Annotated in this window: 19 protein-coding genes; 9 read left to right on the top strand and 10 right to left on the bottom strand. The window is 72.1% G+C overall.

Features of this window, described 5'->3' with window-relative positions; genetic code table 11:
• Positions 1-11 precede the first annotated feature (11 nt).
• Genes PGH47_RS02655 through PGH47_RS02645 form a run of 3 tightly spaced genes read left to right on the top strand, consistent with a single transcriptional unit; the run spans position 12 to position 5,450 of the window.
• The gene (locus tag PGH47_RS02655; protein ID WP_271662025.1) at positions 12-1,829 is read left to right on the top strand and encodes an alpha-galactosidase D; all 1,818 of its coding nucleotides are present in this window, start codon (positions 12-14) and stop codon (positions 1,827-1,829) included.
• A gap of 58 nt (positions 1,830-1,887) precedes the next feature.
• On the top strand, positions 1,888-4,263 hold the full coding sequence (locus PGH47_RS02650; RefSeq protein ID WP_271662024.1) for a glycosyl hydrolase family 95 catalytic domain-containing protein: 2,376 nt from the start codon (positions 1,888-1,890) through the stop codon (positions 4,261-4,263).
• Positions 4,260-5,450, top strand: a complete 1,191-nt coding sequence (locus PGH47_RS02645) for an SGNH/GDSL hydrolase family protein (RefSeq protein ID WP_443048462.1) — start codon at positions 4,260-4,262, stop codon at positions 5,448-5,450. Before PGH47_RS02650 ends, PGH47_RS02645 begins: the two co-directional genes overlap by 4 nt.
• A 16-nt stretch (positions 5,451-5,466) precedes the next feature.
• Here the strand turns inward: PGH47_RS02645 and PGH47_RS02640 are convergent, their stop codons facing one another.
• The 4 genes from PGH47_RS02640 to PGH47_RS02625 all read right to left on the bottom strand — a co-directional run bounded on the left by PGH47_RS02640 (position 5,467) and on the right by PGH47_RS02625 (position 11,933).
• Positions 5,467-8,409: a helix-turn-helix transcriptional regulator gene (locus PGH47_RS02640; RefSeq protein ID WP_271662023.1), complete on the bottom strand. Its 2,943-nt coding sequence runs from the start codon at positions 8,407-8,409 to the stop codon at positions 5,467-5,469.
• Between the two features lie 61 nt (positions 8,410-8,470).
• On the bottom strand, positions 8,471-8,824 hold the full coding sequence (locus PGH47_RS02635) for a UBP-type zinc finger domain-containing protein (protein ID WP_093744675.1): 354 nt from the start codon (positions 8,822-8,824) through the stop codon (positions 8,471-8,473).
• Entirely contained in the window at positions 8,821-10,260 is a 1,440-nt protein-coding gene (locus PGH47_RS02630; protein WP_271662022.1) for an ATP-binding protein, read from the bottom strand. Before PGH47_RS02630 ends, PGH47_RS02635 begins: the two co-directional genes overlap by 4 nt.
• Positions 10,257-11,933: an FAD-dependent oxidoreductase gene (locus PGH47_RS02625; protein ID WP_271662021.1), complete on the bottom strand. Its 1,677-nt coding sequence runs from the start codon at positions 11,931-11,933 to the stop codon at positions 10,257-10,259. The genes PGH47_RS02630 and PGH47_RS02625 overlap by 4 nt, the downstream gene beginning before the upstream one ends.
• Positions 11,934-12,183: 250 nt before the next feature.
• Here PGH47_RS02625 and PGH47_RS02620 point away from each other — a divergent pair, with 250 nt between their 5' ends.
• The gene (locus PGH47_RS02620; protein WP_271662020.1) at positions 12,184-13,053 is read left to right on the top strand and encodes a universal stress protein; all 870 of its coding nucleotides are present in this window, start codon (positions 12,184-12,186) and stop codon (positions 13,051-13,053) included.
• Position 13,054: 1 nt separating this feature from the next.
• On the opposite strand, the gene PGH47_RS02615 is transcribed toward PGH47_RS02620, so the two are convergent.
• From PGH47_RS02615 to PGH47_RS02600, 4 genes are all read right to left on the bottom strand, one after another.
• A complete protein-coding gene (locus PGH47_RS02615) occupies positions 13,055-14,290 on the bottom strand; it encodes a DUF4032 domain-containing protein (RefSeq protein WP_271662019.1) in 1,236 nt (411 codons plus the stop codon).
• Positions 14,291-14,330: 40 nt separating this feature from the next.
• Positions 14,331-15,077, bottom strand: coding sequence for an MBL fold metallo-hydrolase (locus PGH47_RS02610; protein WP_271662018.1), 747 nt, complete (start codon positions 15,075-15,077; stop codon positions 14,331-14,333).
• Between the two features lie 49 nt (positions 15,078-15,126).
• The gene (locus PGH47_RS02605) at positions 15,127-16,341 is read right to left on the bottom strand and encodes an acyltransferase family protein (protein WP_271662017.1); all 1,215 of its coding nucleotides are present in this window, start codon (positions 16,339-16,341) and stop codon (positions 15,127-15,129) included.
• A gap of 108 nt (positions 16,342-16,449) precedes the next feature.
• Entirely contained in the window at positions 16,450-17,079 is a 630-nt protein-coding gene (locus PGH47_RS02600) for an alpha-ketoglutarate-dependent dioxygenase AlkB (RefSeq protein WP_271662016.1), read from the bottom strand.
• Positions 17,080-17,218: 139 nt separating this feature from the next.
• On the opposite strand from PGH47_RS02600, the gene PGH47_RS02595 reads away from it, so the two are divergent.
• Positions 17,219-17,848 carry a TetR/AcrR family transcriptional regulator gene (locus PGH47_RS02595; protein WP_271662015.1) on the top strand — a complete coding sequence of 210 codons (630 nt, stop codon included), beginning with the start codon at positions 17,219-17,221 and terminating at the stop codon, positions 17,846-17,848.
• Positions 17,849-17,957: 109 nt separating this feature from the next.
• Positions 17,958-19,631 (top strand): FAD-binding dehydrogenase, encoded by a 1,674-nt coding sequence (locus PGH47_RS02590; RefSeq protein ID WP_271662014.1) that lies wholly within the window; start codon positions 17,958-17,960, stop codon positions 19,629-19,631.
• Between the two features lie 86 nt (positions 19,632-19,717).
• Here the strand turns inward: PGH47_RS02590 and PGH47_RS02585 are convergent, their stop codons facing one another.
• The gene (locus PGH47_RS02585; protein WP_271662013.1) at positions 19,718-20,065 is read right to left on the bottom strand and encodes a DUF488 domain-containing protein; all 348 of its coding nucleotides are present in this window, start codon (positions 20,063-20,065) and stop codon (positions 19,718-19,720) included.
• A gap of 114 nt (positions 20,066-20,179) precedes the next feature.
• Here PGH47_RS02585 and PGH47_RS02580 point away from each other — a divergent pair, with 114 nt between their 5' ends.
• The 3 genes from PGH47_RS02580 to PGH47_RS02570 are packed head-to-tail and all read left to right on the top strand — an operon-like array spanning position 20,180 to position 23,488.
• Positions 20,180-20,920, top strand: a complete 741-nt coding sequence (locus PGH47_RS02580; RefSeq protein ID WP_271662012.1) for a L,D-transpeptidase family protein — start codon at positions 20,180-20,182, stop codon at positions 20,918-20,920.
• A gap of 52 nt (positions 20,921-20,972) precedes the next feature.
• Positions 20,973-21,668 (top strand): response regulator transcription factor, encoded by a 696-nt coding sequence (locus PGH47_RS02575; protein WP_271662011.1) that lies wholly within the window; start codon positions 20,973-20,975, stop codon positions 21,666-21,668.
• Positions 21,665-23,488, top strand: coding sequence for a sensor histidine kinase (locus PGH47_RS02570; RefSeq protein ID WP_271662010.1), 1,824 nt, complete (start codon positions 21,665-21,667; stop codon positions 23,486-23,488). The genes PGH47_RS02575 and PGH47_RS02570 overlap by 4 nt, the downstream gene beginning before the upstream one ends.
• Positions 23,489-23,521: 33 nt before the next feature.
• Here the strand turns inward: PGH47_RS02570 and PGH47_RS02565 are convergent, their stop codons facing one another.
• Positions 23,522-23,755 (bottom strand): WhiB family transcriptional regulator, encoded by a 234-nt coding sequence (locus tag PGH47_RS02565; RefSeq protein WP_107909724.1) that lies wholly within the window; start codon positions 23,753-23,755, stop codon positions 23,522-23,524.
• Positions 23,756-23,807: the final 52 nt, after the last annotated feature.

The following is a 23,807-nucleotide window of genomic DNA, read 5'->3' as shown; positions in this document are numbered from 1 at the left end:
AGGCACGACCCATGAGGTCATCCTCGTACTCCGTCATGCCCGCACGCGCCCTGAGAGCCCTGGTGGTCCTCGCCCTCACCGCCGGTGTCACCGCGGCCGTCCCCGCCGCGCAGGCCGACACCACCACGCCCCCGGCCGCCACGGCCGGCACCGAAGTGGCCGCCAAGCCCTACATGGGCTGGACCAGCTGGACCATGCAGTCGTCGAAGTACCCGGGCCTCAACCCGAAGGGCGACTACAGCTACCTGTCCGAGGCCAACGTCATCAAGCAGACCGACGCCATGGCCGCCAAGCTGAAGAAGTACGGCTACGAGTACGTCAACATAGACGCCGGCTGGTGGATGGACTGGTCCTGGAAGTCGCAGTTCGACGAGTACGGCCGGCAGAAGGCCGACCCGGTCCGCTTCCCCAGCGGCATGAAGGCCGTCGCCGACCGCATCCACTCCAAGGGCCTCAAGGCCGGCATCTACCTCCCGGTCGGCCTGGAGAAGGGGGCGTACAACGACGGCAAGAACCCGATCTGGAACGCCGAGGGCTGCACCACCGGCGACATCGTCTACGACGACCTGCGCACCACCAACGGCTGGGACAGCGCCTACAAGATCGACTTCTCGGATCCCTGCGCGCAGAAGTACATCGACTCCCAGGCGCAGATGTTCGCCGACTGGGGCTACGACTTCCTGAAGCTCGACGGCGTCGGCCCCGGCTCGTTCAAGAACGGCGACAACTACAACAACGTCGCCGACGTCGCCGCCTGGCAGAAGGCCATCAGGACCGCCGGCCGCCCGATCCACCTGGAACTGTCCTGGTCCCTGGACTACGGGCACGTCGCGGACTGGAAGAAGTACTCCAACGGCTGGCGCATCGACACCGACGTCGAGTGCTACTGCAACACGCTGGTCACCTGGGAGAACTCGGTCGACGACCGCTGGGACGACGCCCCCGCCTGGACCGACCACGCGGGCCCCGGCGGCTGGAACGACCTCGACTCCCTCAACGTCGGCAACGGAGAGATGGACGGCCTCACCAAGGCCGAACGGCAGAGCTACGCCACCCTCTGGGCCATCGCCAAGTCCCCGCTGTTCACCGGTGACGACATCACCAAGCTCGACTCCTACGGCCTGTCGCTGCTGACCAACCGCGAGGTCATCGCGATCAACCAGAGCAGCGCCCCGCCCGCCGAGCCCGTCACCGCCTCCGACCCGCAGCAGGTGTGGGCCGCGAAGAACCCCGACGGCACCTACACCGTGGCACTGTTCAACCTCTCCGACGCACCCGCCTCGGTGACCGCGAACTGGCAGACCCTCGGCTTCAAGGGCAAGGCCGCCGTGCGCGACGTGTGGAACAAGGAGGGCCTCGGCACCTACACCGACAAGATCACCCAGGCCCTGCCGGCCCACGGCTCCCGCCTGTTCACCGTCACCCCGCGCGGCACCGACCTCGCCTGGACCGCGTACGAGGCCGAAGCCGGCTCCAACACCCTGAGCGGCAACGCCTCCGTGGCCGACTGCTCCGCCTGCTCCGGCGGCAAGAAGGTCGGCAACCTGTACGTCGGCGGCAAGGTCACCGTCAACGACGTGGTGGTGGCCAAGGCCGGCACCTACCAGATCAAGGTCGCCTACGTCAGCGGTGACGCCCGCTCGGTCCTCGTCTCCGCGGGCGACGGCGGCGCCACCTCGCACAAGCTGCCCTCCACCGGTGACTGGGGGACCGTCAACAGCGTCTACGTGCCGGTGAAGCTCAAGGCCGGGACCAACACCGTCGTCTTCGACAGCGGCACCGGCTACGCGCCGGACATCGACCGGATCGACGTACCGAAGTCCCTCTGATCTCCCCCCGTCGGGGCCCCGGGCGCCGGCCCCGGCCCGGACGACCCCGGAGCCGCACATGGACACCAGCCCGAACGAGCCGAGCAGAAGAACCGTCCTCTCCCTCGCCACCACCGCGGGCCTCACCGCCGCCCTCGGCACGCTGCCCGCCTTCACCGCCACCGCCGCACCCGCCCGCCCCGCCGAAGTCCCGCTGCCCGCCGACGCCGCTCGCCACCAGCTGTGGTGGCAGGCCCCCGGCGACGAGGGCTCGCTCATCGAACAGGGCCTGCCCGTCGGCAACGGCCGCATCGGCGCCCTCGCGAGCAACGACCCCGGCCGCGAACTCCTCCTGATCACCGACGCCACCATGTGGACCGGCGGCCTCAACGACACCCTCGACCAGGACGGCCAGTTCCCCTACGGCCGCTCCGACTTCGGCTCGTTCACCCTGCTGGCCAAGCTCACCGTCGACATCCCCGACCACGACCTCGGCGGCGTGAGCGGCTACCGCCGCACCCTCGACCTCGCCCAGGGCCTGGTCACCAGCTCCTACGTCCGCTCCGGCGTCACCTACCGGCGCGAGATGTACGCCAGCCGGCCCGACGACGTCATCGTCCTGCGCTTCACCCAGAGCGGCGGCGGCCGCTACACCGGCAGCATCACCCTCACCGGCACCCACGGCGAACACCCCACCGCCGCCGAGTCCTTCGCCGCGACCCTCCCCAATGGCCTGCGCTACGGTGCCGCGGTCAAGGCCCGGGGCACCGGCGGCAAGGTCACCGTCGACGGCACGCGCATCGACTTCACCGGCTGCAAGGACCTCACCGTCGTCGTCACCGCCGGGACCAACTACGCGCCGGACGCACGCTCCGGCTTCCGCGACCCCTCGCTCGACCCCGAGCGACTCGCCCGTACGAAGGTCCGCGCCGCCGTCGCCGAGTCCGCCGACGCCCTGCGGCGCACCCATGTCGCCGACTACCGCACCCTGTACGGACGATTCGGCCTCTCCCTCGGCACCTCCTCCGCCGAGCAGCGCGAACTGGACACCTGGGAACGTCTGCACGCCCGCAGCCGCGACCCCGAGCCCGACCCCGAGCTGGAAGCGGCCTACCTGCAGTTCGGCCGCTACCTGATGATCTGCGGCTCCCGCGGCAGCCTCCCGCTGGGCCTCCAGGGCCTGTGGCTGGACGGCAACGACCCGGACTGGATGGGCGACTACCACACCGACATCAACATCCAGATGAACTACTGGATGGCCGACCGCACGGGCCTGTCGCCGTGCTTCGACGCCTTCACCGACTACTGCGTCGCCCAGCTCCCGTCCTGGAACGACCTCACCCGCCGCCTCTACAACGACCCGCGCAACCGATACCGCAACTCCAGCGGCAAGAACGCCGGCTGGGCCGTCGCCTTCTCCACCAACCCCTACGGCGGCAGCGGCTGGTGGTGGCACCCGGCGGGCAACGCCTGGCTCTGCACCACCCTGTGGGAGCACTACGAGTACACCGGATCGCGCGAGTACCTCGAGAAGATCTACCCGCTCCTCAAGGGCGCCTGCGAGTTCTGGGAGGCGCGGCTCCTCACCATCACCCTCCCCGGCACCTCGAAGGAGGTGCTCGTCGACGACAGCGACTGGTCCCCGGAACACGGCCCGCAGGACGCCAAGGGCATCACCTATGCTCAGGAAGTCGTGTGGACACTGTTCGGGAACTACTGCACCGCGGCCGCCGAACTCCGGCGGGACGCCGGTTTCGCGGACACCGTCGCATCGCTGCGCAGGAAGCTGTATCTGCCGCAGGTCAGCCCGACCACCGGCTGGCTGGAGGAGTGGATGTCGCCGGACAACCTGGGTGAGACCACGCACCGCCACCTGTCCCCGCTGATCAACCTGTTCCCGGGCGACCGCATCCGCCCCGACGGCTCCACCCCGGCCGACCTCGTCACCGGCGCCACCGCGCTGCTCACCGCACGCGGCATGGAGAGCTTCGGCTGGGCCAACGCCTGGCGCAGCCTGTGCTGGGCCCGCCTCAAGAACGCCGACAAGGCCTACCAGCTCATCGTCAACAACCTCCGCCCCTCCACCGACGGCAGCAACGGCACGGCCTTCAACCTCTTCGACATCTACGAGGTGGAACGCGGCCGGGGCATCTTCCAGATCGACGCCAACTTCGGCACCCCCGCGGCCATGGTGGAGATGCTGCTGTACTCCCGGCCCGGACACGTCGAACTCCTCCCGGCCCTCCCGGACGCCTGGGCCGCATCGGGCTTCGTCGAGGGCGTCCCAGTGCGCGGCGGCTTCGAGGTCGACCTGCGCTGGCGGGACGGCAAGCCGACCGAGGCGCGGATCCGCAGCGTCGGCGGCCGCACCACGACGGTCGCCCACGGCAAGGATTCCCGCACTGTCTCGCTGCGCCCCGGCGCGTCCGTCACCCTGAAGGACTTCGCCCGGTGAGATCCAAACTGCCCCTGGCCGCCGTCCTGTTGACGCTCGTCGCCTGCCAGTCCGCGCCCGCCGAGGCGACCGGCGGCCCGAGCGGCGTCGTCACCTGGGCGGCCGGCGCGGACCGGATGGGCGACGGCGTGGCCGGCCGCAGCTACCGGCTCGTCGTGCACACCAGCGTCGGCGGCACCGGCGTCCGGGTCCGGCTGTCCAACGCCTTCGGGGACCGGCCGATCACCTTCGACAGCGCCTACGCGGGCCTCCAGAAGCAGGGCGCCGAACTGCGGCCGGGCACCAACCGGCGTCTCGCCTTCGGCGGCGAGCGCACCGTCACCGTGCCGGCCGGCGCCACCGTGTGGAGCGACCCGCTGCCCGGGAAGCTGCCCACGGCGTCCAACCTCGCAGTCAGCCTGCACAGCCCCGACGCGGCCGGCCCGGCGAGCGGGCACTGGATGGCGATGCAGACGTCGTACGCCACACAGGGGGACCACACCGCCGAGGACAGCGGCACCCCTTGGACCATCCCGACCGGATCCTGGTTCTACCTCGACGCCGTCTCCGTGCAGGCCCCCAAGGGCACCGGCGCCGTGGTCGCCCTCGGCGACTCCATCACCGACGGCTGGCAGTCCACCTCCGAGCTGAACCGCCGCTGGCCCGACTACCTCGCCCGTCGGCTCCAGAAGACGGACACCGCGGTCAAGGGCGTCGCCAACGAGGGGATCTCCGGGAACAAGGTCCTCGCGGACGGCGCCGGCCAGAGCTCCCTGAACCGGCTGGAGCGGGACGTGCTGTCCCAGCCGGGCGTGCGGACCGTGTTCCTCTTCCAGGGCGTCAACGACATCAAGGCCCACACGGGCGTCACGGCCGACGACCTCATCGAGGGCTACCGCGAGATCGTCGACCGGGCGCACGCGGCCGGCAAGTGTGTCGTCGGCGCGACCGTCGGCCCGTTCAAGGGCTGGCAGGAATGGGACCAGGCCGGCGAGGCAGTACGCCAGGAGGTCAACGCCTTCATCCGCGGCAGCGGCGAGTTCGACGCCGTCACCGACTTCGACCGCATCCTGCGCAGCCCCTACGACCGGGAGAGGATGCTGCCCGCCCTCGACGGCGGCGACCACATACACCCCAACGACAAGGGCATGCAGGCGATGGCCGACGCCGTCGACCTGACCGCCCTCGACTGCGACCCCACCGGCTGATCCGCGTGACGGCGGGTCAGCCCACCGTCTCCTCACGGGTGATCAGCCCCTCGCGATAGGCGATCGCCACCGCCTCCGTACGGCTCGCGGCGCCCAGCTTGGCGAGGATGTTGGAGACATGGACGCTCGCCGTCTTGCCGGTGATGTACAGCTCCTCGCCGATCTGCCGATTACTGCGGCCGACGGCGAGGAGCCGCAGGACGTCCTGCTCACGGGCCGTGAGCGGCGAGGAACCGTCGGCATGGGCCTCCGCCAGACGACCGCGGCGGATCAGCGCGTCCACCCGCTCCAGCAGCGGTGTCGCACCGAGCCGCACCGCCGTATCCCGGGTAGCCCTGGCCTCGGCACCCGCTGCCTCACGGTCGTCCGCCACCAGCAGGGCCTCGGCGTGGCGCAGCCTGCACCTGGCCCGCTCGTAGTCGTCGCCGTAGTCGAACGCGGCCACCGCCTTCGCCCACGCCTGCGCATCCGGCCCGCTCACGGCCCGCGTCCACTCCGCCTCCGCACGTGCCAGCCAAGCCATGCCCTCCGGGCCCTGCGGCACGCCGACCTCGCCGCGCACGGCCGCCGTCCGCGCCTGCCCGACCAGTTCGGTCGCGGTGTCCGCCCAGCGCCGGGCACCCTCCGCGTCACCGGTCAGGCGCAGTGCGGCGGCCCGGTCGGCAACCGCGGACAGGGCGAGGGCGGCCAACCGGACCGTGACGTCGGGCGGCCTGCCCACGTCGTCGGTGAGAGCCGCGACGGCGGTCCCCATCCGCTCCACCGCTTCCTCCGCGTCCCCGCGCAGCGCGGCGGCGTCCGTCAGCGCGATCCCCGCGACGAGCGTGCCCATCCAGTCGAACGGCCCCTCCAGCAGGGTGCCGGCCTGTTCGACGGCGCGGAGATCGCCGCGCGCGAGGGCGACGTACAGCGCCGGACCGGCCGTGAAGCCGCCCGCCGCGGGCAGGACCTCGGCGTCGGCCGACGCCACGCTCAGGCACTCGTCCCAGCGGCCCAGCGCGTACAGCACCAGCAGTCGCAGGTACCGCATCTCCAGCGGATACGGCGACGACAGCAACCCCGCACGCCGGGCCCGGTCCAGGCCCTCCGCCAGCCACGGCAGGCACTCCTGAAGCTCACCGGACTCGAAGCAGCCGACGGCGAGGTTGAACAGAGCCCGCATCTCCACCGGCGCGTTCCCGGACGCCCTCGCCAACTCCCGGGCCTCCCGCAGCCGTTCCCGCCCCAGCGGGGTGCGCCGGCCGCCGCCCTCCAGCGCGGCCAGCGAGATCAGCAGGTCCGCCTGGGCGTCCGGCACCCGCAACTGCTCGGCGGTGCGCAGCGCCTCGTGGGCGATCCGCAGCGCGGTCTCGTCCTCACCGACCTGACGTGCGGCCATGACATGCGTGGCCGCCGCCCACACCCACGTCCGTGACGGGGGCTCCGCCGGGATCAGGGCGAGCGCCTCACTGCTGTAGGCGTAGGCCGCCGAAAGGCTGTCCACGCCGAGCAGATTGCCGGCGAGGGTGTAGCGGACCCGGGCGGCGAGTTCGGCGTCGGTGTCCTGGCCGACGCCCGCGAGCGCGGAACGGGTCAGGGAGACCGCCCGGTGCGACTCACCGGCGTGCGCGGCCGCGGCCGAGGCGCGCAGCGTGAGGGTCACCCGGTCGTTGCCCTCGCCCGAGGGCCGAGCCGCCGGCTCCACCGACGACCACAGGTCGAGGGCGGTCTCCAGATGCCGCAGCTCCTCGGCCGGCGCGCCGACCCGGTGTGCGTGGGAGGCGGCCTCCAGCGAGGCGGCGAGGGCCTCGGCCAGGTCGTGGCTCTCCCGGTAGTGGTGGGCGCGCTCCGCCGCCGTCTCCTCCGGCCGGCCGCGTCCCGCGAGCAGCCGGGCGAACGCGCCGTGCAGCCGGGCCCGTTCGCCGGGCAGCAGATCGGCGTACACCGCCTCACGGGCCAGCGCGTGCCGGAACGCGTACGTGTCGCCCGCGCCCGGCACCAGCAACTGCCGGCCCACGGCCTCGCGCAGCGCGGACTCCAGCTCGTCCTCCGGTATCCCCACGGCACCCCGCAGCAGGTCGTGCTCGACACGACGCCCGGCGACCGCGGCCGTACGCAGCACCTGCTGGGCGGTGTCGGAGAGCTGCTCGAACCGGATCAGGAGGACGTCGGCCAGCCCGCTGGGCACCCCGCCCGCCTCCGTGTCCGTGGCGGCGACCAGTTCCTCGGCGTAGAACGCGTTGCCCTCGGCCCGCTCCACGATCCGGCGCACGGTGGTGTCGGGGAGCGGCTGTTCCTGCACGGCCCGCACCAGCCGTGCCACCTCGGAGTCGGCCATGGGCCGCAGTTCGAGACGCTCGACCGCGGGGAGCCGTACCAGCTCGGCGAGCAGCGGCCGCAGCGGATGGCGGCGGTGCAGGTCGTCCGCGCGGTAGGACGCGAACACCGCCAGCCGGTGTCCGGGCGCCCCACCGGCCGCCCGCTGGAGGATGCCCCGGCTCAGCAGGAACCGCAGCAGGTCCCGCGACGACTGGTCGGCCCAGTGCAGGTCCTCAAGGACGAGCAGCACCGGCGCGATCTCCGAGAGGTCGGCCAGCAGTCCGGCGATGCCCTCGAACAGCCGCAGCCGGTCGCTCACGGCGTCCGTGCCGCCGCCCAGCAACCGGCCCACGACCGGATGTCCGTCGAGGACACCCGCGAACCGCTCGTCACCCGCGAGCACCCCGAGGACCTCGGTGAACGGCAGATACGGCAGCCCGACATCGCCCAGGTCGACACAGTGCCCGGTCAGGACGATCATCCCGTCGGCGGCGGCCCGCCCCGAGACCTCGTCGAGCACCCGGGTCTTGCCGACCCCGGCATCCCCGGCGACCAGCACGGCCCGGGCATCCCCGCCCCGGGCACGCTCCAGCATTCCGGAGAGCCGGGCGAATTCGTCGTCCCGGCCGATGAGCGGGGTACTGAAGGAGGCTTGCGACACGAAAACATCCTGCCACTTGCCACCGACAGAACCCGTGGGGATTCAGGGGCGCCCCGAGCGGTCAGGCACGCAACGTCTTCGCCCAGTCCGCCGGCACCCGCCCCGCCGGCCCCGGCGTCGGCTGGTCCGCGGGATGGCTCGCCGGGGGAGCGAGCTCGGGCCCCGACTCGAACATCTCGTTGGTGTCGTAGTTCCAGTACCAGGCCTCGCCCGGCTCGAAGCTCTGCACCAACGGATGCCCGGTGTCCCGGAAATGCGCCGTCGCGTGCTTCGCGGGGGAGCTGTCGCAGCAGCCCACGTGCCCGCACTGCGCACACCGCCGCAGGTGGAACCACCATCCGCCGGCCTCGTCGCACTCGGTACAGCCGCTGCCGCTCGGCGCCGCGCCGGGATCGATGCCGTTCGCGCTGGTCATGAAGCCTCCTCGGACGTGAACGGAAGGAGCACCTGGAAACGTGTGTCGCCCGGCTCGGACTCCACCTGGATCGTGCCGTGGTGCTTGTTGGTCACGATCCGCCAGGAGATGTCGAGGCCGAGCCCGGTGCCCTCGCCCACGGGCTTGGTCGTGAAGAAGGGGTCGAAGATCCGCCCCCGGTTCTCCGCCGGGATCCCCACCCCCGTGTCGCGGAACTCCACCAGCAGCCGGTCGTGGTCCGACGCGGTGCGCACGGTCAGCGTCCCTTCACCGCCCGCGCTGTTGATCGCCGAGACCGCGTTGTCGATCAGGTTCGTCCACACCTGGTTGAGCTCCGCCGGGTACGCCGGGACCTTCGGCAGTGTGCGGTCGTAGTCCTTGACGACGTCGATGCGCTGCCCGATCTTGCCCGACAGCATCAGCAGGGTGCTGTCGAGGAGTTCGTGGACGTCGGCGTTCTGGAAGGGGGCGCGGTCCAGCTGGGAGTACTGCTTGGCCGCGTCGACGAGGTGCGAGATGCGCGTGGTCGAGTCGTTGATCTCGTCCATCAACAGCTCTGTCTCGACCGTGTAGTTGAGCCAGCCGATCGCGTTCGGCAGGATCTCGCCGTCCACCCCCGCCGCGACCTGGTCCAGCCAGTCCACGTCGATGCCGGCCTGTACGAAGGTGGGCGCGATCCGCCAGCCCTCCGGGATGTCGTGGTCGTCGAGCCAGTCGGTGACCGCGTCCTCCCGGTCGGCGGCCTCCAGCGGACTGAGCGTCGGCGCCTTGGCGACCCGCTCGGCGGTGCGTTCCTGGAGGTCGATGAGGTTCGCCATCACCTCGGGCGAGTACGAACCCTGGGCGATGATCGCCAGCTTGTGCCGCATCTTGCCGACCCGCTCGCGCAGTGTCGCGGTCGCGCGTACGGCCGCCGCGGCGGGGTTGTTGAGCTCGTGCGTGAGCCCGGCGGACAACGAGCCCAGCGCCAGCAGCCGTTCGCGCTGCCCGATGGCCTGCTGGGTGCTCTTCGAACCGAAGAACAGGCCCTCCAGCAGATGCACCGCCATCGGGAACCACTCCTGCATGATGTCCGCGAACGTGTCCGCGGGCAGCACGAAGAACCGCGTCGGCTCGGTGACGCGCATGGAGTTGTTGTAGACCTGCCGCACCCGGTCGCCCAGGTACGCCTGCATGGACCCGGCGTACACCCCGCGCTGGGACGTCCGGGTCACCTCCACGTCGTCCCCGCCGACCTTGCGGTACAGCACGACCGTGCCTTCGATCATCACGTAGAAGCAGGTGGCGGGGTCACCCTCGGTGTACACGGGCCCGGGCTCGAACCGCTCCACCCGGCCCTCGCTGCACAGCCTTCCGAGCTGCTCGGGCGTCAGCTTCTCGAACAGGAACAGCGAGCCGATCTCGGTGGGCTGGCACGGCACCGACTGCCCGCTCATGACTGCTCCAGATAACGGTGGACGAGCATCACTGCCATGGCTCCCTCTCCGACGGCGGACGCGACACGCTTGGCGGACTCGGAGCGCGCGTCGCCCGCCACGAACACGCCGGGGACGTTGGTCTCCAGGTGGTACGGCGGCCGGTCCAGCTCCCAGCCGGACGGCGGCCGCCCGTCTGCGGTGAGGTCGGGCCCGGCCAGGATGAACCCGCGCTCGTCCCGCAGCACCGTCGCGTCCAGCCAGTCGGTCAGTGGGGCCGCGCCGATGAACACGAACATCCACTGGGCGTCGACGCTCTCGGTCTGCCCGCTGTCCATGTCGCGCAGCGTGAGCTGTTCCAGGTGGCCCGAGCCGTGCGCGGACTCCACGACGGTCCTGGGGCGCACCGAGATGTTCGGAGACTCCTCGATCTGCTGGATCAGGTAGTGCGACATGGACGCCGACAGCGACGCCCCGCGCACCAGCAGCGTCACGGACTTCGCGCCCCGCGACAGATACATAGCCGCCTGCCCCGCGGAGTTGGCGCCGCCGACGATGTACACGTCCTGGCCCTGGCACGCGGGTGCCTCGGTGAGCGCCGACCCGTAGTACACGCCGCAGCCGGTGAGGTCCTCGCAGCCCGGCGCCTGCAGCTGCCGGTAGGACACGCCGGTCGCCAGGATGACGCTGTGCGCGGCGACCGCCGACCCGTCGGAGAACCGTACGATCCGGGCGGCGCCGCTGACCTCCAGTCCCGTCACCTCGCGCGCGGTGAGGATCTCGGCGCCGAACTTGGCGGCCTGCCGCCGGGCCCGGTCGGTGAGCTGGGCGCCCGACACGCCGTCCGGGAAGCCGAGGTAGTTCTCGATGCGGGAGCTCTGCCCGGCCTGCCCGCCGGTCGCCGACCGCTCCACCAGCACCGTCCGCAGGCCCTCCGACGCCCCGTACACGGCCGCGCCGAGCCCGGCGGGTCCGCCGCCGATGACGACCAGGTCGTAGAAGTCGGCGGTCGGTGTCGTGGCCAGCCCGACCCTGGCCGCCAGCTCGGGTGCCTCCGGCGCCACCAGGGGCGTCCCGTCGGGCGTGACCACCAGCGGCAGCCGCTGTCCGTCGTGCCCCGCGGCGGCCAGCAGCCGCTGTCCCTCGGGCTCCTCGGCGGAGTACCAGCGGTAGGGCACCTGGTTGCGGGCCAGGAACTCGCGCACCTCGGAGGAGCGCGCCGACCAGCGGTGTCCCACCACCTTGGTGCTGGGCACCGGCCGGTAGTCGCTGCGCCGCCAGGCCTCCAGCAGGTCGTCCAGGACCGGGTAGAGCTTCTCCTCCGGCGGGTCCCACGGCTTGAGGAGGTAGTGGTCGAGGTCGACGACGTTGATCGCGTCGATCGCCGCGCTGGTGTCCGCGTACGCGGTCAGCAGCACCCGCCGCGCACCGGGGTACACGTCCAGGGCCTGTTCCAGGAACTCGATGCCGTTCATCTGCGGCATGCGGTAGTCGGCCAGGATCACCGCGACGAGGTCGCCGCGGAGCTTCAGCTCGCGCAGCGCCTCCAGCGCGGACTCGCCGGACTCCGCGCGCACGATCCGGTGCGACTCGCCGTAGCGCCGCCGCAGATCGCGGGCGACCGCCCGGGAGACTCCCGGGTCGTCGTCCACGGTCAGGATGACGGTCCGCGCTGCTTCGGCGGCCTGTGTCATACGTCTCCCACCCCGAGAGTCCGGTGTCAGGGCACGGTTTCCCCGTCGTCACCGGCCCGGTCCTGCCCATCGTATGTTCGATCGCCCCGCTCCGCGCGGGTATGCCGGACCCTGCCGGTGTCAGCCTCGGGGCGGCCCCGGGCGGCCCTGGGCGGCCCCGGGCGGCCCGGACCACCGGCGTCTCGGGGCTACGGGGTCGTAGTGAAGACTGGGCTCACGGATGTGACCGTGACACGAGGAGGCAGCCGGAATGACGCGCCCGATCACCGCTGGGGTGGACGGATCGGAGGAGAGCCTCGCCGGGCTGGCCTGGGCCGCCCGCGAAGCCGTCCGCCGGGGGCTCCCCCTGAGGGTGGTGCACGCCTGGCGGTTCCAGCCGCACGACGCGATCGACGCGGGGGAGGACACCCAGGCCCAGTGGGTGCGCGACGGACTGGCCGAGGTGGCGAGGGGCGTCGCCGAGCGGCACCCGGGCCTGGAGGTGACCATCGACGTCGTCGAGGGCCCGCCCGCCGAGACGCTGATCGCCGCCGCGAGCGAGTCCGAGATGCTCGTGCTGGGGTCGCGCGGCCACGGCCGGGTCGTCGGGTTCCTGCTGGGTTCCGTCGGACAGCAGGTGATCTCCGGGGCCGCCCGGCCCGTGGTGCGGGTACGGGCCGGTGACGAGCCGTCCGGCGAGGCCGCGGGGCGCGAGATCGTCGTGGGGCAGCAGGGCGACCCGGAGGACAGTGCCGCGGCCCTGGGGTTCGCCTTCGAGGCGGCCGCGGCGCGCGGCGCGACCGTGCGCGCCGTCCGGGCCTGGACGCTGCCGCCGCTGTTCGCCTACAGCCCGGCCTCCCTGAAGATGCTCGACGAGGCCGGCGGACTCGAGCCGCACGAGAAGGAGTCCCTGGGCGAGGCGCTGCGACCGTGGCGGGAGCGCTACCCCGATGTCCCCGTCGTCGAGCACGTGGAGATGGGCAGCGGCGGACAGGTGCTGCTGTCGGTGTCGGGGCGGGCCCAGTTGATGGTCGTGGGGCGCCGCGTGCACCGTACGGCCGTGGGTGCCCGGATCGGTTCGGTGGCGCACGGCATGCTGCACCTCGCGGACTGCCCGGTGGCCGTGGTCCCGCACGACTGAGTCAGTCGGACACGGTCGGCCGCAGCGTCTCCCTGGCTGTGGGCAGGATGTTGCTGATGTAGTCCTCGACGGCCGTGTCCAGGCCGATGTCGTGCTGCGCGTGCTCGGACAGGTACCAGCGGTGTTCGAGCAGCTCGTGGTAGATCTCGGCCGGGTCCATGGACCCGCGCAGGTCCAGCGGGACCGCCCGCACGGTGGGCCGGAAGACATCCCGCACCCAGCGGTGCGCGAGTACCTCGGGGCGGGCGCCGAGAGGGTCGCCCGGGGCGTAGTCGTCCTGGGTGGCCATCCAGCTCTCCAGGTCGTTCAGCAGCCGCCGGGCCTGGTTCTCCTCCGTGTCCAGGCCCGTCAGTCGCAGCAGCTGGCGCTGGTGGTGGCCGGCGTCGACGACCTTGGGCACGAAGGTGACCGTGTCGCCGTGCGTCGCGTGCTCGATCTGCATCTCGGCCACGTCGAAGCCGAGGTCGTTCAGGCGGCGTATCCGGCGTTCTATGTAGTGGTACTTGCCCGCCGGATAGACGGAGGTGCGGGTCAGCTCCTGCCACAGGCCCTGGTAGCGGGCGCAGATCTCGGTGCCGAACTCGATGGGGTCGACGGAGGGGTGCAGGGCCCCGGACGCCTCCAGGTCCAGCAGCTCGCCGCTGATGTTGACCCGGGCGAGGTCCAGGTCGTAGTCGCGCTGGCCGTCGCTGAGCTGGGCGTGCAGATCGCCGGTCTCGGCGTCCACCAGGTAGGCCGCGTAGGCGCCCGCGTCGCGCCGGAACAGCGTGTTGGACAGTGAGCAGTCGCCCCACGCGAACCCGGCGAGGTGGAGGCGCACAAGGAGCACGGCCAGCGCGTCCATCAGCCGGTGCATGGTCGCCGGGCGCATCGTCGTCTCGAACATCGAGCGGTACGGCTGCGAGCCGCGCAGATGCCGGGTGACCAGCACCGACTCCAGCGGGGCACCGGCCGCGTCGAGGCGCCCGGTGACCACGGCGAGCGGGTCGACCGCGGGGATGCCGAGCCGGTCCAGGTCGCGCAGCAGCTCGTACTCGCGCAGGGCCGGGCGCTCGGCGAGTTCCTTGACGGCGATCACCTCGTCGCCGGCCCGGGCGTAGCGCACGATGTGCCGGGAGATGCCGCGCGGCAGCGGTACCAGGACCTCCTCCGGCCACTCCTCAAGCGGCAGCTGCCACGGCAGCTCCAGCAGGAGGGCGGGGTGCTCCGGATTCGTCGCGCTGATCTGGAGTGCCATGGGCCGTTCGTCCTCGCCTCGCGGTGATCGTCACCTCACCCTAGACGGCGCGCTCCCTGGCCTGAAGAGCGGCTTCCCGCACCGGGCCCCGGTGCAACGGTCCGTGGCCGGGCAGCAGTACGTCGCCGTTGAGCCCTTCGAACACCGCCAGCGAGGCCACGGCCCGGGTCCGCTCGTGGTGGAACATGTCCGGCAGCAGCTGCGGGCCCTTGATCCGCGAGGTGGGGTGCCCGCTCACCAGGGCGTCACCCGCGATCACCGCACCGGCGTCCGGGAGGTGGAAGGCGCAGTGGCCGTCGGTGTGGCCGGGCGTGTGCACCGGTACGGGGCGGCCGGGCAGGTCCAGCGGACCCGCCGACGGGAATGCCTCGGGGGAGGTCACCGGGACGTGCGCGGTGCCGCCGGAGCGGATGGCGTGGATCGCCCAGGGCAGCACACCCGGCCGCCAGCCGTTGCGCAGGACCGTCCCGACGTTCACCTGGTGCAGGAAATCCCGGCGGGCGTGCGGCACTTCGGCCTCGTGGAGGTGGATCGGCGTGCCGTAAGTGGTGCGCAGGTACTCGGCGTTGCCCAGATGGTCGGTGTGCGCGTGGGTGATCAGCACGGCCGCGACCGCCTCCGGTGCGCTGCCGATCTCCGTGAGTGAGGCGAGCAGCTTGGCCCGGTCGCCGGGGTACCCGGTGTCGATCAGCGTGACCGCGTCCCCCTCGGACAGGATCACCCAGTTGGTGTTGCTGCCGTGTACGAGATAGGTGCCGTCCGCGACTTGCTGCACATCTGCCCGCATGATCGTCCCGCGTGGTGAGGTCCGTGCCCGACGGACACAGCAAAGCAGATCAACGGGCCGGTGTGACCGGCGGGTCCGGAGGCTGGACAGGAAGGACGACCGGCGGTTCGGAACGCATTCCGAACAGCGACCGCACCGGCCGCGTCCGCCGCACCACACCCTCGTACAGCACCAGGATCACCGCCAGCGAACCGGCCACGATCGCCGCGTACTCGACCACGATCGGCGCCGACCAGCCCACCACGCCATAGGCGAGGGCGACCACGACCGGCTGGTGCAGCACGTACACCGGCAGCGCGGCGATCCCGAGGTACGCCATCACGTGGGAGGGCGGCCGGATCTCGCGCGGCCGGTCCAGCAGCCCGAGGATGGCCACCACCCAGCACCAGCCCGCCGCCCCGAACAGCGCCCGGGTCACCAGCGCGAACGGACTCCACTCGGTGAACGGGTCGTCCAGTGCCATGAATCCGGGCGCGGTCCCCGCGAACAGGGCGAGCCCCGCCACACCCGTCGGCACCGCGAGCCGGCGCAGGGCGCCGCGGACACGGTCGTCGTCGGCGAGGGCGTACCCGAAGAGGAAGAACACCAGGTAGGCCCATCTGTTCCAGCCCGCGAAGCCCTCCTCCATGCCGAGGAACGCGTTGATGGCGGCGAGCGGCAGGGTGAGCAGCAGGAGAAGCGCCGGGCGTCGCTCGGCCGCCCGCCCCACCCGCTGCGACCGGTCGGCCAGCGGTGCCGCGACCGGGGCGAGCAGCAGGCTGAAGGTCAGCAGGAGCACGACGAACCACAGATGGCCCGTCTCGAAGTACTCCCCGTCGAGGACGAAGGGGAAGTCGGCCGCGTCCGGACGGACGGTGAGGAAGCGGGGCCAGAAACGCCAGTAGGACTCGTGGTAACCGGGGTCGGCCGCCCGCAGTCGCAGCCACTGGGGGAGAGGGCACAGCACGAGTGTCGCGACGACCAGCGGAACGCCCAGGCGCAGCAGGCGTTCCCGGGCGAACCGGCCCACTCCGCGCCGGCGGATCGAGTACCGGGAGCCGAGCCCGGCGACGAGGAACAGCATGGGCATCGCCCAGACGACCCCGAACCCGACGAAGACGGTGACGGCCTCGCTCGTCTGCGAGTTCTTGACGTAGAAGTCGTCGTCCGGCGAGAAGACGAGGGCCGAGTGGAAGAAGACCAGGCCGAGGACGACGAGCACCCGCAGCGCGTCGAGTTCGGTGCGCCGGGGAGCGGTGGCCGGGACCTGCGTCTGCGCGCTCATCCGCACAGTGTGCGGGCGGGGCGGGGCCGCGCCCAGAGGAAGGGCTGCCTCCGGCACCGTCCGCCGGAGGCAGCCCCCGCGTGCACCCGAAGCGGCCGCCTCTCCGCCTCAGTGCACGCCGTGCGGGCGGAACTGCACGCTGATGCGCGGTCCCGCGGCGCGGGTGGTCTTGGGTATCGAGTGCTCCCAGGTCCGCTGGCAGGAGCCGCCCATCACGATGAGGTCGCCGTGCCCCAGCGGACGCCGTACCGTCTCGCCGCCGCCGTGCATCGGGCGCAGCAGCAGATCCCGAGGCGCGCCCACCGAAAGGATCGCGACCATGGTGTCCTCGCGTGCGCCCCGCCCGATGCGGTCCCCGTGCCAGGCCACGCTGTCGCGGCCGTCGCGGTAGTGGCAGAGCCCGGCCGTGGTGAACGGCTCGCCCAGCTCCTCGGCGTAGTGCGCGGACAGCGCGTCGCGCGCCTCCGTGAGGACGGGGTGCGGCAGGGCGTCGTCGACACCGTAGAAGGCGAGCAGTCGCGGTACGTCGACGACGTGGTCGTACATCGTGCGCCGCTCGGCACGCCACGGCACCTCGGACGCCAGCTGTTCGAACAGCGTGTCCGCGCCGCTGAGCCAGCCCGGCAGTACGTCGATCCAGGCGCCATGGGCGAGCCGCGTACGGCGGGTCCCGGTGAGGGAGCCGAGCCGCAGCTCGTCGGTCTGGTCGAACAGGGAGCCCTGGAGGTGCGTGGCCATGCGTCCAGCGTACCCCTGAAATCGAAAATCTGTTCCCCTAGATGTTCCGGCGAGACGGCGTCGCGGGCCGACTTTCCGACGGACCCTTTGGATACACAGATGTATCGGATACATTCGCGTATCGAACGGAGGTCCGGCCATGACGGTGGAGGAAACGACCCGACGCGTCACGAGGCGCCGCGTCCGCACGCGGGCCAATCTGCTCGACGCCGCGTTCGCCGTGTTCGCCGCCAAGGGGTTCGGGCGGGTCTCCATCGAGGAGGTCTGCGAGGCCGCCGGCTACAGCAGGGGCGCCTTCTACTCCAACTTCGACAGCCTGGACGAGCTGTTCTTCGCCCTCTACCGGGAACGCGCGGACCTGATCGCCGACCAGGTCGCCGGGGCGCTCGCCCTCGACGGGCCGGGCCTGGACGTGCCCGCCGCCGTGGACCGGGTGACCGAGGTGCTGCTCCTGGACCGCGACTGGCTGCTGGTCAAGACCGACTTCCTGGTGCACGCCGCACGTGACCCGGTCGTCGCGCGGACCCTGCTGGAACACCGCGCCCGACTGCGCGGCGCGATCGCCGAACGGCTCGCCCGCGCGGGAGGCCGCACCGCGCTGCCCGCGGTGCTCGGCGACATCGACGGCGCCGCGCACGCCGTGGTCGCCGCGTACGACGGCGTCACCACCCAACTGCTGCTGGACAGGGACGTCGAGCACGCCCGCCGCTGGCTGGGGCGACTGCTCACCGCACTGCTCACCGACGGCAGCGGCGACAGCACGGCATAGCCACAGCCGGACCACCGAAGAGCCCGATCGCCGGACGACCCGGCCATCGAGCGGCTCCACCATCGATCAGCGCCACCACGTGTACCGAACAGAGGAAGGGACGGTCGCCATGGATGCCGACGTCATCGTCGTCGGAGCGGGACTCGCGGGCCTCGTCGCCGCGAGCGAACTGACCAGCCGGGGCCGCAGGGTCGCGCTGGTCGACCAGGAGAACGCCGCCAACCTCGGCGGGCAGGCGTTCTGGTCCTTCGGCGGGCTGTTCCTCGTGGACTCCCCGGAGCAGCGGCGGCTCGGCATCAAGGACTCCTTCGACCTGGCCTGGAACGACTGGCAGGGCAGCGCCGGGTTCGACCGGGTCGACGACGAGGACTCCTGGGCGGTGCGCTGGGCGCGCGCGTACGTCGAGTTCGCGGCCGGCGAGAAGCGGTCCTGGCTGGAGACCCACGGCATCAAGTTCCTGCCCACGGTCGGCTGGGCCGAGCGCGGCGACCTGCGCGCCGACGGCCACGGCAACTCCGTGCCGCGGTTCCACATCGCCTGGGGCACCGGCACGGGCGTCGTGGAGCCCTTCGTGCGGTACGCAAAGGAGGCCGCCCGGGACGGACTGCTGACCTTCTACCACCGGTACCGGGTCGACGAGCTGGTCATCGAGGACGGCACGGCCCGCGGTGTGCGCGGAACGGTGCTGGCCGACGACAATTCGCCCCGCGGTGTCGCCTCCAACCGCGACGGCGTCGGCGAGTTCGAGCTGACCGCACAGGCCGTCGTCGTCACCACCGGCGGCATCGGCGCCAACCACGACATAGTCCGGCGCCACTGGCCCGACCGGCTCGGCACCCCGCCCACCGAGATGGTCACCGGCGTCCCCGCCTACGTCGACGGGCGCATGCTCGACATCAGCGCACAGGCGGGTGTACGGCTCGTCAACCGCGACCGCATGTGGCACTACACCGAGGGCCTGCAGAACTGGGACCCGATCTGGCCCGGCCACGGCATCCGTATCCTGCCCGGGCCGTCGTCCATGTGGTTCGACGCCCTCGGCCGCCGGCTGCCCGACCCGTGCCTGCCCGGATACGACACCCTCGGCACCCTCAAGCACCTGCGCACCGACGCCGACATCGCCGGCTACGACCACTCCTGGTTCATCCTCTCCCAGAAGATCATCGAGAAGGAGTTCGCGCTGTCGGGCTCCGAGCAGAACCCCGACATCACCGCCAAGGACCGCGCCGGATTCCTGAAGGAGCGGGTGCTCGGCAAGGGCGCCCCGGGGCCGGTGGCGGCCTTCCTGCGCAACGGGGCGGACTTCGTGACCGCACCCACCCTGGAGCAGCTGGTCGAGAAGATGAACCAGCTGACGGACAAGGCGCTCCTCGACGCGGAGACCGTCCGGCGCCAGATCGAGGCCCGCGACCTCCAGATCGCCAACCCGTACAGCAAGGACTCCCAGGTACAGGGCATCCGCAACGCCCGCCGCTACATCGGCGACCGCCTCGGCCGGGTCGCCACCCCGCACCGCATCCTCGACCCGGCGGCCGGCCCCCTCATCGGCGTCAAGCTGCACATCCTGACCCGCAAGACCCTCGGCGGCATCCAGACCGACCTCGACTCGCGCGCGCTCGGCGCCGACGGGACGCCGATCGAGGGCCTGTACGCGGCCGGCGAGGTCGCCGGTTTCGGCGGCGGGGGCGTCCACGGCTACAACGCCCTGGAGGGCACCTTCCTCGGCGGCTGCCTCTTCTCGGGCCGCACGGCGGGCCGGGCGGCGGCACGGCAGACGGCCTGACGATGAGCGCGACGGCCTGACGGCGAGCGCGGCAGACGGCCTGACGGCTCGATGGCCCGACGGCGGCCCGCGGCCCGTCTCCTCGGTCAGGAGAGGAGACGGGCCAGCACGGCGGCGTGACTCCGCTCGGGAGACTTGGACGCGGTCAGCAGCGTCACCGCGCCCCTGCCCGCCAACTCCCGGACATGATCGAGGAGTTCGGCCGCATCGGGCGCGTCCAGCTCCGCCTCGTACCGGTCGGCGAACTCCTCGTAGGACCCCTCGCCCGCGTGGTACCAGCGCCGCAGCTCGGTGGACGGGGTGAGCCCCTTGGGCCACTCGTCCACATGGGCCGCGTCCTTCGACAGGCCGCGCGGCCACAGCCGGTCGACCAGGACGCGTACCCCGTCCCCGGGCTCGGGTGCTTCGTAGACGCGGCGGATGCGAACGCTCATGACCGGGCCTTTCCGGTGCTACTCCTCGCGGGCTGCCGTGCGAGTTCTCGGGCGGAACGGGGCACTCGTCGAACACCTGACGAGTTCCTCACAAGTGTCGGTCAAGGTCGAGGCATGATCACGCACAAGCCCCGTGTCGCACTGCTCGCCGCCTCCCTGCTGCTCACCGGCTGCGGCGGCGGTGCCATGGCGACGCCGGACCACGAACCCGCCGCCACCAGGCCCACGACCGCCACGCCGATGCCCGACGTCGCCCTGGAGGTCGCTCCGCAGCAACTGCCCGGACTGGGCCCCAAGACCTGGGCCGAGGTGCCGGCCGAGGCCAGGCAGGCAGTCGTCGTGACCGGTGAGGGCCGTGACTCGGCGAAGTCGGAGGTCGTGCTGTACGAGCGCAGCGACATCGGCTGGGAGGCCGGCGCCCGATGGCCCGCGCACAACGCCCTGCGCGGCTGGACCGACCACCACCGGGCCGGTGACCTGCGCTCACCCGTCGGCGTCTACACGCTCACGGACGCCGGTGGCCTGCTCCGCGACCCCGGGACCAGGCTGCCGTACGACCACGGCGTCGGCTTCACCGCGAACGGCACCGGCTTCGAGGGCGAGCCCCTCGCGGGCTCCTTCGACTACGTCATCGCCATCAACTACAACCGCAGGCCGGGCACCACACCCCTGGACTGGACCCGCCCGCTCGGCGCCGGACGCGGCGGCGGCATATGGCTCCACGTCGACCACGGCGGCCCCACCCAGGGCTGCGTCAGCATCTCCCGCGAGCACATGCGGGAACTGCTCAGGGCACTGCACCCCGACCGGGACCCGGTCGTCGTCATGGGCGACGCCGAGTCGCTGGCCCGCTGAGTCCGCCCACGACCGCTGCCGAGTCCACCCACCACCGCTTAGGATCCGCCGCGTGTGCGCACATGTGCTGGTCGCCGAGGACGACGAGATGCAGGCCGAACTCATACGCCGCTCCCTGCTGTCGGAGGGGCACACCGCCACCGTGGTCCACGACGGGTCGGCCGCCCTGGACGCCGCCCGGCGGCTGCGGCCCGACCTCGTCGTGCTGGACCTGATGCTGCCGGTGATCGACGGCTTCGGGGTGTGCCGGGTGCTGCGCCGGGACGACGACATCCCGGTGCTGATGCTGACGGCCCGGTCGGCGGAGGACGACGTCCTGCTCGGCCTCGAACTCGGCGCCGACGACTACATGACCAAGCCGTACAGCCCACGCGAGCTCATGGCCCGCATCCGCACCGTGCTGCGCCGCAGCGGACGCACCGCCGGGCGGCGGGAGGACCCCGTCGTACGGGCCGCCGGGATCGCCGTCGACCCCGAGCGGCACGAGGTGCGGTGCGACGGGGCGGCGGTGGAGTGCACGCCGGCCGAGTTCGAGATCCTGCTGGCCATGGTCGCCGAACCCGAACGGGTCTTCTCCCGGCGGCAGTTGCTGGAGTGCACCCGGGGCACCGACCGGGCGTCCACCGAGCGGGCCGTCGACGTCCACATCATGAACCTGCGCCGCAAGATCGAGGCCGACCCGCGCAGCCCCGCACGGCTGCTGACCGTGTTCGGTGTCGGCTACAAGCTCAGCGGCGGCCGCGGATGACCCGGCGGATACCGCTGCGCAAGCGCCTGCTGGTCCGGCTGCTGATCACCTCGGTGCTGATCGCCGTGTGCTCGGTGGCGGCCACGGCCTGGCTCGCGGTCGAGACCACCACCCGGGCGCTGCGGGAGGAACAGGGGCAGGTCATCGCCGAGGACATGGACGTCCTCGCGCGCCTCAGCGGCTACGCCGCCACCCACCCCGACTGGCGGGGCGTGGAGAAGACGGTCCGCGAGCTGTCCGCACGCACCGGACGCCGTATCGCCCTCACCACCACGGACCGTACGGCCATCGCCGACTCGGCCCCGGCCGGCACCTCCCTGCCGCCGCGCGCCGCCGCCACCGTCGACCCCCTGCACATCGACACCTACACCGAGCGCGGAGCGCAGCGTGCCGGGGTCGACCCCCGGGTCGTGGGCCCGTACCGGGTGACCGACCAGGAGCGGGCCAAGCTGGAGAAGCTCGCCGACACACGGCAGCGGTGCTTCGCCCGCAACGGGTACGAGGCCGTCGTCGTGCAGACGCCGAGCGGCCGGCCGGTCGTCACCGACCACGACGGGCCGGTCGCGAGCGGGGTCGTGCCCGACGAGTGCGCCGACGGCCTGCTCAACACCACGACGCCGACCGAGAACAAGGCCCTGTCCGACCTGTCGGATCGGGCCAGGAAGTGTCTTGACCGGCGCGGACTGAACCCCGGTTCGCAGCCGTTCGTCACGGTCGACGTGACCGAGAAGCGGCTCGGCACCCGCTATCTCCTGGGGAAGACCAAAGGGACCGACGACCGTACGGCGGTGCGGGAGGCGGACCGCTGCGTCGACGAGGCACGCCGCGCCCAACTCGATCCCTACGTCGCCCCCGTGGCCGAGCTGTTCCTGGGCGGCGGCGACACGACCGCCGTGCGCTTCGACATGTCCCCGGCCAACAAGGCCAAGGTCGTCGGTGCCGCCGGACTCGTGCTCGCGGTCACCGTGGCCGTGACCGCAGTGGTCGCCACCCGGCTCGTGAGGCCGCTGCGGGCACTGACCGAGGCCGCCCAGCAGCCGCCCGAACTGCATGCGCGGGTGCCCGTCACCACCCGCGACGAGACCGGCATCCTCGCCGCCGCCTTCAACGAACTCGCCGAACGCCGCGAGCGGCTGGAGGTCCAGCGCAAGGCGATGGTCAGCGATGTCGCCCACGAGCTGCGCACCCCGCTCACCAACATCCGCGGCTGGCTGGAGGTCACCCGCGACGGCGTCGTCGACCCGGACCCCGCGCTGCTCGCCTCCCTGCACGAGGAGGCCCTCGTGCTCCAGCGCGTCATCGACGACCTCCAGGACCTCGCCGCCGCCGACGCCGGCACGCTGCGCCTGCACCGCGAGCCCGTCCGTGTCGACGAACTCCTCGACCAGGTCGCCGCCGCCCACCGCGTCGCCGCCGACACGGCCGGCGTCGCCCTGCGCACCACGGCGGACGGCACCCCCTGGCTGGATGCCGACCCTGTCCGGATGCGCCAGGCACTCGGCAACCTGGTCTCCAACGCCCTGCGCCACACACCGGCCGGCGGCACCGTCACCCTCGGCGCCCGCCGCGACGGCAGTGACGTCGTCCTCGACGTCACCGACACGGGGACCGGCATCGCCGCCGAGGACCTGCCGTACGTCTTCGACCGGTTCTGGCGTGCCGAGAAGTCCCGCAGCCGGCGTACGGGAGGCAGCGGGCTCGGCCTGTCGATCGTCCGGCACCTGGTCGCCGCGCACGGGGGTACGGCCGGGGCGGCGAGCGAGCCGGGCGCCGGATCCGTGTTCAGTCTGCGGCTGCCGGCCGCGGCCCCGCCCTCGTGAGGGTGGTGGCCGCGGGCCGTGCCGACGGGTCCGTCATCCGGCCCGTTGGCGCAGCGCCCGTCGCTCCGCCTCGCTCGTGCCGCCCCATATCCCGATGAACTGGTCCATGTCGAGTGCCCAGCGCAGACACTGGTCCCGGACCGGGCAGCGCCGGCAGACGGCCTTCGCCTGCTCGGTCTGCAACACGGTCGGACCGGACGTGCCGATCGGGTAGAAGAGGTCGGGGTCCTCATGGCGGCAGGCGGCGTGGCCTCGCCAGTCGTCCATCAAAGTCACCTGCGATCGTCGAACGTGCCCTCGGTGGATGCATTTACTCGCT

Origin of the sequence: Streptomyces sp. HUAS 31, assembly GCF_028198125.1 — a bacterium.
Taxonomy (GTDB): Bacteria; Actinomycetota; Actinomycetes; order Streptomycetales; family Streptomycetaceae; genus Streptomyces; species Streptomyces chartreusis.
Note: the sequence above shows the minus strand (reverse complement) of the source record. Positions and strands in the feature narration are given on the sequence as shown.